An 11,603-nucleotide genomic window follows, 5' to 3' on the forward strand; every position below is an offset into this window, starting at 1 on the left:
CCCGGTTCGTCGCCAGGCCCGCAAGGCCTCTGTCAGACACGGAGCGGTCAGCGTTCGGTGGAAGGACGGGGTGGGGCCGGTGGCTGCCCCGCGCGTCGACCAGGTCTCGTGCCATCGTGGTGATCCGGGGCCCGAGCCGCTCCACCGCGGCGGGCACGAACGCCGGGGCCATCGCCCGGCGGAGCCGACGGTGGCCAGGGCCGTCCAGCAGCAACAGGTCGTGTGCTTCGAGCTTGCGCAGCAGGGCTTCGGCGCGCGGGTCACGCCGGTGGCCGGGGGTGGTGAGTCCGATGCTCCACGGATGCGCAAACCGCTGGATGATCATGCTTGGTCACGCGCAGGTTGGCAGGAAATGGGCACAGAAGTGCGTGATCACTACGCTGAGGGGCGTTCGGTTGGCGGGGTTTCGGGGTCGGTGGGTTCGCCTCGGGCCAGGGTGCGCAGGGAGGCGAGCAGGCCCGTGTCGCGCATGCTCGCGAGCTGCCAGGCGCGGGCGATGCCGACGGCCAGGTCGGCGATCACGAGGTAGCACAGGGTCCGCCCGGCGCCCGGGTCCGCCGCGTCGCGCACGAGCCGGATCCCGGTGCGGAGCTCGAACGCCACGATGACGAGCAGTGCCGCCACCAAGCCGAAGGACCTCAGCTCCCGGGGAGTGCGGCGCCGTTCGGCGATCGCGGAGCGCAGGGTGGCGAGGGAGAAGGCCAGGACGCCCGCGCTGCAGGCGACGCACCACCAGCCGAGGTCGTCGCCCGGCACCAGCGCCGCCAGGGAGAGGACCAAGGCGTTGGTGAAGACGAGGAGCGCCGCGGAAGAGCGGGTCCGGAAGGCGGTCCGGGCCGCCGGGGGCCGGTCGTCCTGCGGTGCGAGCGAGATCGCGACGAAGAGCAGTCCGATGAGGGCGCCGGTGGCCCCGCTCGCCCCGACGAAGAAATCCCGGTACTCCTCAGCCAGCATCCGAGCACGTTAGCGCCTGCGTCCCCACCGACCCGGGCACCGCACCGAAGGGGACGGCGGCGCCCGTCAGGGTCCCGGGGCGGACGGGACGTGCGCGGGACGGCCGGCATCGTGTGCCTCGCGGGCGGCCTCGATCTGTCCGATGTGCTGCTCGGCCCAACGCGTCACCGTCTCGATGACGGGCACCAGGCTCTGCCCGAGGGGGGTGAGCGCGTAGTCGACGCGCACCGGTACGGCCGGGGTGACGGTGCGAGTGAGCAGGCCGTCCCGTTCGAGGCGGCGCACCGTCTGCGTGAGCATCTTCTGGCTCGCCCCCGGGATCGCGCGAGCCAGCTCGCCGTAGCGGCGGGGGCCCTCGGCCAGTTCCTTGAAGAGGAGGGCGACCCACTTCTCGCCGATGCGTTCCAGCAGCCGGTTGGTCGGGCAGAGGGTGACGCGGGCCCGGTGCGCGATGGCGGCCTCGGCGTTCCGTCGGGCGCTGGTGGGCGTGGTCATGGCATCCCTTCGCGTGCGCGGGCCACTTCGAAGTGCGTACTGCCCTTCCACCGTAGTGCCGCCTAGCGTCGGCCGTGAGCAATTGCCGCCTGAACCCCCGCCTGAACCAAGGAGCGAACAGCGCATGACGACGATCACCGTCCTCGGCTCCGGCAACGTGGCCCGGGCCCTCGCCGGCACGCTCTGCGACGCCGGGCACCAGGTCGTCGTGGGGTCCCGGGACCCGCGTACGACGGCCGCCGACTGGGCCGGTTCCGCGCCGCGCGTCACGGGCCTGCACGAAGCGGCCGCTTCGGCCGAGGTGGTCATCAACGCCACGCCCGGCGCGGTGTCGCTGGCCCTGCTCACCGGCCTCGCGGGGCACCTGGCCGGCAAGGTCCTGGTCGACGTCGCCAACGCCACCGCCACGGACTCCGCGGGCTTCGCGTCGGCGCTGCTGTATCCGGGCGGCAGCCTCGCCGAGGAGATCCAGCGGGCGCTGCCCGACGTGCGCGTGGTGAAGACCCTCAACACCCTGCACGACTCGGTCATGGCCGACCCGGCCGCACTGGCCGTTCCTCCCACCGCCTTCATGTCGGGCAACGATGCCGCAGCCAAGGAGGTCGTCGGCGGTCTGCTCGCCGACCTGGGCTGGCCGGCAGAGTGGATCGTCGACCTGGGAGACGTGAGGAGCGCCCGGGTGCCCGAGGCGTTCGTGCTGATGGTCGGCAGCCTCGTGCGGGCGCTGGGGCCGGTGCCCTTCGGCATGGCCATCGCTCGGTGAGGGCCGGGAGGGGCCCTTCCCCCCGCTCGGCCTCCTCCGTACCTCCGACACCGGGGCCGGGCGGCAGGTGCTGCTCGCGCCCCCGGTCGGGGCGGGGCGCGAGCAGCACCTGCCGGTGCGGGCGTGGCGGGACGGTCAGACCAGTCTCTGGGTGACCGTCTGGACGCTGCCGTCCGTGGTGCGGTAGACGAACGTCAGGCGGCCGTCGCCGTCGCGTACGGGGACGATGTCGCTCGCGACGCCCGGCGCGAGCGAGGCGAAGTCGCTCCACTCGGCGCTCGTGGGGGCGTTCTGGTCCTTGGCCCACAGTGCGCCGTCGGTGCCGCGCACCGGGACGACGAGGCGTCCGTCGGCCGCGTTGACGGCGCTCGGGGTGCTCGCGACGCCGCCGTACAGGGGCTCGGGTTCGCTCCATCCGTCGCCGCTCTCCGTGGAGGACCAGAGGCTGCCGTCGGTGCCGACGACGAGGATCACCGCACGGCCGTCCGCGCGGACGGCGAGCGCGGGGGCCCGGTCGCCCATCGCGCTGCCGAACGCGTACCGGAAGGGTCCCCAGCAGCCGTCGGGCACGTCCTGGCGGATCACCCACACGTCCCCCGAGGTGTTGGTGTGCGCGAAGACCTGGCGCCCCGCTCCGTCGCGGACCGTGGCGATGCCCGCGATCGACCCGCCGCCCATCGCTTCCGGGCGCGACCACCGGCCGTCCGGCTCGACCGTGTCGGACCAGACGTGCCACAGCGCTCCGTCGGTGCCCTCGTAGAAGATCTCCGGGCGCCCGCTCGCGCCGAAACCGATGACGGGGTCGCCGGCGAGGTTGTCCGCGAGGGTGGCGGCGGGCAGGAAGCCGCTTCCGTCCGGCTCCTGCCGCTGCATCCGCAGGGCGGAGCCCTCGGCGCGGAAGGCGACGACGAGCCGGTCGTCCGCCGTGCGCGCGGCGACCGGGCTGCCGTCGATCGGCTCACCGAGCGAGGTCCACTCCGCCCAGCCGCCGTCCGGGCGGCCGGCACGTACGTACAGGCCGTGGCTGCGGGACTCGTGGGCGAAGACGGACACCAGCCCGTCCCGTCCGGCCGCGGCGCCGGGGCGCTGTTCGAACTCGCCGCCGAGGTCGGCGGGGGGCTGCCAGTTGCCGGCATCGCCCGCGGGCAGCGCCCCGGCGGACCCGGTGAGGGCCTGCGCGTTGCTGGTGATGCCGACGGACGCCGTACGGACGATCTCCCGGGTGGCCGTGTCGATGACCGACACGGTGCCCGCAGCCCGGGACACGTGGTTGAGGGCCAGGACGCGCCGCCCGCCGGGGGTCACCTCCAGCTCGGCCGCGTTGGGCGTGGCGACGTGCGCGACGACCTCGCGGGTGACGGTGTCCACGACGCGGACTTCGGTGCTGTTGCCCGGGACGACGTACAGGAACGACCCGTCGGGCGAGACGGCGACGTCGGACGATCCGCCGGCCTGCGCGATGGTGGCGCTCACTTCAAGCGTGGCCGTGTCCACCACGTCGATGCCGGTGCCGGCGGCGGCCACGTACAGCGCCTTGCCGTCGGGCGCGACGGCGATCCTGCCGGGCATCCGGACCGTCGCCGTGCCCGTGGCGCCGGTGGCGAGGTCGAGGGCGGTCACCTTGTTCTGGTTGAAGGTGGACAGGTAGAGGCGGGTGCCGTCAGGGGAGAGCGCGAGGTCGAGGGCCGGGGCCGTCAGCGGCAGGGTCCTGACGACCCGGTCGGTGGCCGGTTCCAGGACGGCGACGCTGTCGGGCGCGGTCGAGTCGGGGCCGACGGCCCCCGAGGAGATGTACACGGCGCTGCCGTCGGGGGCGGCGACCAAGGCCCTCGGGCCCGGCACGGAGAGCGTCGCGACGGCTTCGAGGGTGGTCGTGTCGATCGCGGTGACGGTGTTCTCCTCGGGTGAGGCGACGTAGACGCGCGGGGTGCGCGGCACCGCGGCCGCCGCGTTGGCTCCGGGGACGGAGATGGTCCCCGCCACCTCTCCCGTCTCGACGTCGACGACGGTGACCGAGCCGGACTTGTAGTTGACGACGTACGTGCGCAGGGGCGTGGCGGCGGGCAGGCCGCCCGGTATGGCGCCGGATCGGGCCATGTGCGTTCCTCCGGGGACTGGGTGGAGTGGTGGCGGGCCGGGTGGACGCCCCGGCCTACGGGGTGGTGAGGCCGAACCAGAACGCGAAGGTGTCGAGGAGGGAGGCGAGGGTGGTGAAGGGGGCGAGGGTGCCGGAGTCGACGCTGAGTTCCTTGCGGTCCAGGAGCTCGGCCGGGGTGGCGCGGCCGAGAGCGAGGTCGTCGAGGCCGGCCCGGGTCAGGGTGTACGAGGCGTCGTACGCGTCCGGCGCCGGGGCCGCGGTCAGCGGGGTGTAGACGAGCACGCCGTTGCGCAGGCGCACCGCGCAGTCGTCCGGGTCGGCTTCCAGGCCGTCGACGATGTGGAGGGCGAGCGCCATGGGATGGGCGGAGGCCTCGGGTCCGCTGAGCCGGATGCCGAGGTAGTCGAAGATCATGTCGAGCGGCATCGCCGCGATGACGTCGGCGGTGATGATCTCGGGGGCGGGCAGGGCGGTCGTACCGTCCTCGGCCGTGGGCCGGTTGCGGAGCTCGGCGGCGCCGGCCAGGTAGAAGTTGCGCCAGGGGCCGCTCTCGGCCTGGTAGCCGAGCTGTTCCAGGACGTCCGCCTCCAGCTCGCGGGCGGCGGTGTGGGCCGGGTCGGCGAAGACGACGTGGCTGAGGAGTTCGGCGGCCCAGCGGTAGTCCTCGGGGCCGTCCGCGCCGTCGTAGGCGGCCCGGGCGAGGCGGACGACGGCGTCCGCGCCGCCGAACGCCTCCACGTAGCGGCGGCCGAGCTTCTCCGGGGGCAGGCCGTGCAGATGGGCGGCGTTCCCGTCGTACCAGCCGAGGTAGCGCTGGTAGACGGCCTTCACGTCGTGGTTGACCGTGCCGTAGTAGCCGCGGTTGTACCACGCGCCGAACAGGGGCAGGCCGGCCACGGCCTCGTCGAGGTCCTCCGCGATCTCGTGCATGGTGCGGCCGTGGTTGGCCAGCCGGAGCGTCTGGTCGTGCAGGAAGCGGTAGAGGTCGGCCTGCCGGGTGAGGAAGGAGACGATCTCGTCCGTCTCGGGCGAGGTCTTCCAGCGTGGCCAGAAGTGGCTGGCGAACAGGGAGGTGGCGTCGGCACCGAAGCGGTCGACGGCCTCGTTGAGGTACTGCGACCAGGCCTTGGCGTCGCGGACCTGGGCGCCGCGCAGACTGTAGAGGTTGTGCAGGGTGGGCGTGGCGTTCTCCGCCATGCACAGCGACCGCACGTCGGGGAGGTAGAAGTTCAGCTCGGCGGGGGCCTCGGTGCCCGGGGTGAGCTGGAACTCGATGGCCACCGGCCCCAGTCGCATCGCAACGCCGTCGTCCTCGGCCGTGATGACCTTGGTGGGTGCGACCAGACCGGTGACGCCGGAGGACATGGTCTTGCCGAGTCCCGCGTCGACCTGGCCCTTCTCGTCCTTGTGGAGGAGGGAGCCGTACATGTACGTGGCGCGACGGGACATCGCGTTGCCCGCGTAGACGTTCTCGCTGACCGCGTGCTCCAGGAAGCCGTCGGGCGCGACGACCGTCACCTCGTCCGCTCCGGGGAACTCCCGGCCGGCGAACAGGCCGCGCACGCCGCCGTAGTGGTCGGTGTGCGAGTGGGTGAAGATGACGGCCCGGATCGTACGGTCGCCCCGGTGCGCGCGGTACAGGTCCAGCGCCGCGGCGGCGCATTCCTCGCTGATCAGCGGGTCGACGACGACGATCTCCCGGCTGGCGCCCGTGGGGTCCTCCAGGAAGCTGATGTTGGAGATGTCCATGCCGCGCACCTGGTAGACGGCGTCCGGCACCACCTCGTACAGGCCGACGTTCATGTTGAGCACGGCATTGCGCCACAGGCTCGGGTTGACCGAGGGGGGCGCGGTGGCGTTCGCCGGATCCACGAGGAACCGGTACGGGTCCAGGCTCCAGGCCGGTAACGGGCCATCGGCCGCGGGGACGGTGAGGCCGACATCGAGCTTCGCCACCAGCCCCTGCGCGGCGAGCCGGGCCTCGGGGTCCTGCGCGGGGTCGGGAACCCGGACCGCGGCGTTCCGGGCGGTCGTGAGGGCGGTGGGCTCCTGAGCGGAGGTACCGGTGGAGGGAGCGCGGTCGGTCATGGGCGAGGTCCTTCGGTCGGCGACGGAGGCACACCGATCCGTCCGCGGGCGGGTCCGGACGTCTGAACGGCCGGCACATGCCACGGAGTCATGACGATCAGTGCGCGACCAGTTACCCATGGTGCCGCTCGCGCGCGATAGCGCATTTACGGACAGCCAATCCGCCGCGACCGGCCATCGCGGGCCGGCCCGTTCGCAGGGGGCCGGGTCGCGGCGGACCCTTCGTCAGCGGGCCGCGCCGAAGCTCTGCGTCCAGTAGGCGTTCGGCTGGGCCAGGGCGACGCCGATCTCCTTGAAGGAGCAGTTCAGGATGTTCTCCCGGTGCCCGGGGCTGTTCATCCAGCCGGTCATGACCTGCTGGGGCGAGCTGTAGCCGTAGGCGACGTTCTCGCCGTACGTCGTCCAGGCGTAGCCGGCCCGGGTGATGCGCGCGCCCGGGTCGGAGCCGTCCGAGCCGGTGTGCGACATGGTGGCGGTCGCGGCCATGTCCTTGCTGTGGGCGAGTGCGGCAGCCGTCAGTTTCGGGTTGACGGTCAGCACCGAGCAGCCGGCCTTGGCGCGCTCCGCGTTGACGAGGGCCACCACTTCGGCCGCCGGGCCGGAGGCGGCGGGCGCGGGAGGTGCGGCGGGTGCCTTCGGCGCGGCCGGGGCCGTCGTCCGGGCCGGCGCCCGGTGCGGCTTCGCGGGCTGCGCCGAGGTGACGGGGGGCTGCGTCCGTTGCGGCGGGTCCGTCGTGGCCCGCGGCGCGGGCGCGGCGGGCGCGGTGGGCGTCGCGGTCGTGGCGACCGGGGTCGGTGCGGTCGGAGCGGTCGGTGCGGGGGTCTGGACCTGGGTGGCCTGCCCGCCCGCGGGGCTCCGGAGGGGGGCGCCGGCGTGGGCCGCGCGCAGGTCCTGCCCGCCGTCGGCCGTCGCCCCACCCGTCCCCCGGCCGTCCAGGCACGCCAGGGCGGCCGTGGGGACGCCCACGATGCCCAGGGCGACGGCGGCGATCGATATCTTCTTGTAGCGCCTGCTCTTGCGGTGCTTCCGCATGCCTGACCCCGTTCGGTTCCGCGAAGCGTCCTGCGCCCGGGCTGCCGGAGCGCCGGGCGGGCCGCCATTCTTGGAAGGGCGGGAACGGGCTGGCAAGTCTCGTCACCCGTTCGCATGGCGCTGCCGCACGTCGGACTTGCCAAGCGGGGGAAGTCGTGCTGTTCGGGTGGGCGACGACCGGGCCGGACCGGATGACCGGTCGTCAGGAGCATCCGCGACAGGGCCAGTCGTCGTGGCGGCCGGGACGAGGGAGAGGTTCACAACGGCATGGAGGGGTGAATGTCGCCTGGTCACCGATGAATCCGGACATGTCGCCCTGCCGTGGGTGGACGTAATGGTTCCGTGATCTCGCACGTCCTCGTGAGGCATCTCACTGTTTCGCGTGCGCGGGGCGCGGCGGAACGGGCCGTGTCGGCCGCGTCGGGGTCGGGGCACCGGGTGGAGGTGCGGTCGGAGGTGCTGCCAGAGGGCCGTCCGGCCGTGCCGGTGCGGGGGAGCGCTCCGCAAGTCGTCCTGCGTGCACCGGAGTTGTCCGGGCGATCGCGGGTGAGCGGCCGGCGTCGGGGCCCTTGCTGCGTCGTCGCCGTTCGCGAATGATGCTCTCCGGTGTGCCGGCCGCCCCGGCCGGAGCCCGTTCGCCATCCCAGAACCGACCGGCCGGAGGACTGCCTTGCGGACCACTCAGCGCATCCGGAGATCATCCGTCGTCGTCGGCGCCGCCCTCGCGCTCGTCGTCGCCGTTCCCCAGGTGGCCTTCGCCGCCCCGCCCCCGGCGCTCCCCGTCAACGCCGAAGCCATCGAGCTGACCTTCCAGCCGGCGTACGACTACGACACGGACGGCTGCTACCCGACGCCCGCCATCGGCCCGACCGGCGTCCTCAACGGCGGCCTCAACCCCAGCGGCGCCCTCAACGGCAACTGCCGGGACGCCTCGGACCTCGCCAACACCAACGGCTACTCGCGTGCCACCTGCAACAACGGCTGGTGCGCGGTGGTGTATGCGCTCTACTTCGAGAAGGACCAGGCGGTGCCCGGCATCGGCCTCGGCGGCCACCGCCACGACTGGGAGCACGTGGTGGTGTGGATCCAGAACAACGAGGCGAAGTACGTCGCCACCTCCGCCCACGGAGAATTCAACCTGCACGCGCGCGACCAGATCCGCTGGGACGGCACGCACCCGAAGGTCGTCTACCACAAGGACGGCATCGGCACGCACTGCTTCCGGGCGGCGACCGCGAACGACGAACCGCCCGAGAACCACCGCGGCACCTGGCAGTACCCGGCCCTGGTCGGCTGGTCGGGCTACCCGGCGACGCTCCGGGACAAGCTCGTCCAGGCCGATTTCGGCAGTGCGCACTTCGGCCTGAAGGACGGCTCGTTCGCGTCCCACCTGGCGAAGGCCAAGCCGGCCGGCATCCCCTTCGACCCGAACGGGTAGGCCGCGCCGGACGGGTGGGCCCGCCGGGTCAGCTGGCGTCGCCCGCCGCCGAGCCCGTCGCCCGGTCCGCGCCCCAGCGGGCGATGGCGGCCGGGAGGTCGAGCTCGCCCGAGCGCAGGTCGGAGTCGGCGGCGGGCCAGTCCTCGCGGGGGACGCGCCACATCAGCTCGAACTCGTTGCCGTCCGGGTCCTTGGCGTAGAAGGACTTCGAGACCAGGTGGTCCGTCGCTCCGACCAGCGCGCCCCGTTCGGCGAGGGTCCGGCCCAGCTCCGCCAGCTCGCCGAGCGTGCCGACCTCCCACGCCAGGTGGTAGAGGCCGACCCGGCCCTGCTCCGGACCGGGCGCCCCGGCGCCGATCGCGAACAGCCCGAGGTCGTGGTCGTTCAGGCTGCCCGGAGCGCTGAGGAAGGCGGCCTTGCCGGGGATCAGGTGGTCCACCTGGAATCCGAAGACGTCCCGGTAGAAGGCGACGGAACGGTCGACCTCGCGGATCCAGAGCACGGCGTGGTTGAGGCGGCGTACGGGCATGGCGGGGCTCCGGAGGGCTCGAAGGCGGGGTTCGGCGTGACTCCGTCCCAGCATACGTTCAAATTCGAACTACCGGGGTGCGGGGTCGCCGCGCGCGGTGCCGGCCGGGGCGGCGGCGGCCCGGGAAACGTCCGTCCGTACGGGCGTTTGAACGTACGGAAGGTGAGCACTCGGCACAGGGAGAAATGAACGCCCCCCCGAGAGGACACCGCCGTGGGAATCATCGCCTGGATCGTCATCGGCCTGCTCGCCGGAATCATCGCGAAGGCCCTGCTGCCCGGCAAGGACCCGGGTGGTTGCATCGTCACGATCGCCATCGGCATCGTCGGCGCCCTCCTCGGCGGCTGGCTGGGCAAGGTCCTGTTCGGGGTCGAGTCGATCGACGGGTTCTTCGACCTCTCCACCTGGATCGCCGCCATCGTCGGCTCCCTGATCCTGCTGCTCGTCTACCGCCTGGTCACCGGTGGACGCCGCCGCGGCTGACCGGCGTACAGCCGCCCCGCACACGCACCACGCGCACCGCACGGCCGCGGCACGAGCCGCGGCGACGAACGAGGATCCCGCATACGGGGCCGGGCCCCGGGCAGGCGGAGGAACATGGACACCACCACACAGCCCACGCAGACCACCCAGCCCTCGCAGTTCCGCGTCACCGTCGCGGGGGAGCGGTTCACCTGCGACGACGCCCAGGGCCTGGGCCCGCAGGGAGACGGCGGCCTGCCGGGACAGGAACTCACGGTGACGCTCACCGGCTGCGTCCTGACCGACGTGCCGGCGGCCCTCTCCTGGGCCTTGGCCGAGACCGTGGAGCCCGTGCACCCCGGCATCGACGACGCTGCCGAGGGGGAGGGTGAGGACGGCCCGCAGAGCGCCTCCGTCCGCATCGACGAGACGGACGCCGCCGGCCGCCAGGTGATCACCGCCTGGGAGCTGACCGGTGCGGCGCCGGCCCAGGTCCAGGGCGCCAGCACCACGGCGTCGAACCACGAGACCCGCATCCAGCGGCTCACCTTGACCGCCGTCAAGATCACCCCCATCCTGCGCGACGAGGAGCGCTTCGAGGCCGCGGGCATCGCGGCCCCCGCGGACCGCCGGTGACACCACCCGCCGAAACGGCCGCCGAACGGGACGGCGCCACCCGCACCACCGTGTGGGTGGCGCTGGGCGCGAACCTGGCCATCTGCGTGGCCAAGGGCGTCGGCGGCGTCATCGCCGGCTCGCCGGCGCTGCTGTCCGAGGCCGCGCACTCCGTGGCCGACAGCCTCAACGAGGTCTTCCTGCTCGCCTCCGTCAAGCGCAGTCGGCGCCCGGCGGACGAGCGGCACCCCTTCGGCTACGGCAAGGAACGGTTCTTCTGGTCCCTGCTCGCCGCCGTCGGCATCTTCGTCACCGGCGGCTGCTTCTCCGTGTTCCAGGGCATCGAGGCCCTGCGCTCCGGCGGCTCCGAGACGCACGAGGGCTACCTGATCGGCCTCGTCGTGCTCTTCGTGGCCCTGCTCGCCGAAGGGGCCTCCCTGCTGCGCGCCGTGCGCCAGGTGCGCGGCGCGGCCCAGTCGGCCGGCCGGAGCACCGCCGACGAGATCAAGCAGGTCGGCGACCCCGCCCTGCGCACCGTCCTCGCCGAGGACAGCACGGCCTGCGCGGGCGTCCTGCTCGCCATGGCCGGCATGGCCCTGCACATGGTGACCGGCGAGGTCGCGTACGAGGCGGGCGCCTCCATCCTGATCGGCGTCCTGCTCGTCTACGTCGCCTACACGCTCGGCAAGGGCGCCCGCGCCCAGCTGATCGGCGAGGCGGCCGACCCCGGCATGCAGCGCGAGGTGCGCGAACTGCTCGCCGAGCAGCCCGAGATCGACTCGGTCACCGCTCTGCTGACCATGCGGCTCGGGCCGGACGCGGTCCTGCTGGCCGCCGGCATCGACTTGACGGCCGGCTACGACAGCGAAACCGTCGAGGACGCGATGGTCCGCATCCGCGCCGAACTGAAGGAGCGCTGGCCCGAGCTCGACCAGGTCTTCCTCGACGTCACGGACGCCGCCGCGGCTCGCCGCACCGCCGCGCACGAGGGGCGCGCCGCCGGTCCGTGAGGCCGCCGCGTCACACGGACGGACCTGCCCCGCATGCCGGGGACCGCGCCGGCCCGAAGAATCAGGGGTCACCGCACGACCGAGCGGAACGGCCCGGCGGCGCATCCGGCAGAGAGGTC

At 73.2% G+C, this 11,603-nt stretch carries 11 protein-coding genes; 5 read left to right on the forward strand and 6 right to left on the reverse strand.

Translation table 11 applies throughout. The features are described 5' to 3' along the window. Positions 1-375: 375 nt before the first annotated feature. Positions 376-954 carry a hypothetical protein gene (locus tag CP968_RS31475; protein WP_150521216.1) on the reverse strand — a complete coding sequence of 193 codons (579 nt, stop codon included), beginning with the start codon at positions 952-954 and terminating at the stop codon, positions 376-378. Positions 955-1,020: 66 nt separating this feature from the next. Then, complete coding sequence (locus tag CP968_RS31480; RefSeq protein WP_150521217.1) at positions 1,021-1,449, reverse strand: winged helix-turn-helix transcriptional regulator; 429 nt, start codon at positions 1,447-1,449, stop codon at positions 1,021-1,023. A 124-nt stretch (positions 1,450-1,573) separates the two neighbouring features. Between CP968_RS31480 and CP968_RS31485 the strand changes: the two genes are divergently transcribed. Next, entirely contained in the window at positions 1,574-2,212 is a 639-nt protein-coding gene (locus CP968_RS31485; protein WP_150521218.1) for an NADPH-dependent F420 reductase, read from the forward strand. A gap of 135 nt (positions 2,213-2,347) precedes the next feature. Here the strand turns inward: CP968_RS31485 and CP968_RS31490 are convergent, their stop codons facing one another. From CP968_RS31490 to CP968_RS31500, 3 genes are all read right to left on the reverse strand, one after another. Further along, entirely contained in the window at positions 2,348-4,309 is a 1,962-nt protein-coding gene (locus CP968_RS31490; RefSeq protein ID WP_150521219.1) for a DUF8189 domain-containing protein, read from the reverse strand. A 55-nt stretch (positions 4,310-4,364) separates the two neighbouring features. Beyond that, positions 4,365-6,398: an alkyl/aryl-sulfatase gene (locus CP968_RS31495; protein ID WP_150521220.1), complete on the reverse strand. Its 2,034-nt coding sequence runs from the start codon at positions 6,396-6,398 to the stop codon at positions 4,365-4,367. 225 nt (positions 6,399-6,623) lie between these two features. Further along, positions 6,624-7,430 carry a CAP domain-containing protein gene (locus tag CP968_RS31500; protein WP_150521221.1) on the reverse strand — a complete coding sequence of 269 codons (807 nt, stop codon included), beginning with the start codon at positions 7,428-7,430 and terminating at the stop codon, positions 6,624-6,626. A 670-nt stretch (positions 7,431-8,100) separates the two neighbouring features. Between CP968_RS31500 and CP968_RS31505 the strand changes: the two genes are divergently transcribed. After that, the gene (locus tag CP968_RS31505; RefSeq protein WP_150521222.1) at positions 8,101-8,868 is read left to right on the forward strand and encodes an NPP1 family protein; all 768 of its coding nucleotides are present in this window, start codon (positions 8,101-8,103) and stop codon (positions 8,866-8,868) included. A gap of 28 nt (positions 8,869-8,896) precedes the next feature. Here CP968_RS31505 and CP968_RS31510 read toward each other — a convergent pair whose 3' ends face one another. After that, entirely contained in the window at positions 8,897-9,397 is a 501-nt protein-coding gene (locus CP968_RS31510; protein ID WP_150521223.1) for a VOC family protein, read from the reverse strand. Positions 9,398-9,610: 213 nt separating this feature from the next. Between CP968_RS31510 and CP968_RS31515 the strand changes: the two genes are divergently transcribed. The 3 genes from CP968_RS31515 (at position 9,611) to CP968_RS31525 (ending at position 11,484) form a co-directional block, all read left to right on the forward strand. Continuing rightward, the gene (locus CP968_RS31515) at positions 9,611-9,880 is read left to right on the forward strand and encodes a GlsB/YeaQ/YmgE family stress response membrane protein (RefSeq protein WP_150521224.1); all 270 of its coding nucleotides are present in this window, start codon (positions 9,611-9,613) and stop codon (positions 9,878-9,880) included. A gap of 114 nt (positions 9,881-9,994) precedes the next feature. Beyond that, positions 9,995-10,495, forward strand: coding sequence for a hypothetical protein (locus CP968_RS31520; RefSeq protein WP_150521225.1), 501 nt, complete (start codon positions 9,995-9,997; stop codon positions 10,493-10,495). Next, on the forward strand, positions 10,492-11,484 hold the full coding sequence (locus CP968_RS31525) for a cation diffusion facilitator family transporter (RefSeq protein ID WP_150521226.1): 993 nt from the start codon (positions 10,492-10,494) through the stop codon (positions 11,482-11,484). The genes CP968_RS31520 and CP968_RS31525 overlap by 4 nt, the downstream gene beginning before the upstream one ends. The last annotated feature ends 119 nt before the right edge of the window (positions 11,485-11,603 follow it).

It is taken from the genome of Streptomyces subrutilus, assembly GCF_008704535.1.
GTDB classification, from domain to species: domain Bacteria; phylum Actinomycetota; class Actinomycetes; order Streptomycetales; family Streptomycetaceae; genus Streptomyces; species Streptomyces subrutilus.

What these genes read in the sequence shown, in the direction of transcription:
- CP968_RS31475 (WP_150521216.1), bottom strand. Translation starts at nt 954, where the DNA reads ATGCTGGCTGAGGAGTACCGGGATTTCTTCGTCGGGGCGAGCGGGGCC.
- CP968_RS31480 (WP_150521217.1), bottom strand. Translation starts at nt 1,449, where the DNA reads ATGACCACGCCCACCAGCGCCCGACGGAACGCCGAGGCCGCCATCGCG.
- CP968_RS31485 (WP_150521218.1), top strand. Translation starts at nt 1,574, where the DNA reads ATGACGACGATCACCGTCCTCGGCTCCGGCAACGTGGCCCGGGCCCTC.
- CP968_RS31490 (WP_150521219.1), bottom strand. Translation starts at nt 4,309, where the DNA reads ATGGCCCGATCCGGCGCCATACCGGGCGGCCTGCCCGCCGCCACGCCC.
- CP968_RS31495 (WP_150521220.1), bottom strand. Translation starts at nt 6,398, where the DNA reads ATGACCGACCGCGCTCCCTCCACCGGTACCTCCGCTCAGGAGCCCACC.
- CP968_RS31500 (WP_150521221.1), bottom strand. Translation starts at nt 7,430, where the DNA reads ATGCGGAAGCACCGCAAGAGCAGGCGCTACAAGAAGATATCGATCGCC.
- CP968_RS31510 (WP_150521223.1), bottom strand. Translation starts at nt 9,397, where the DNA reads ATGCCCGTACGCCGCCTCAACCACGCCGTGCTCTGGATCCGCGAGGTC.
- CP968_RS31520 (WP_150521225.1), top strand. Translation starts at nt 9,995, where the DNA reads ATGGACACCACCACACAGCCCACGCAGACCACCCAGCCCTCGCAGTTC.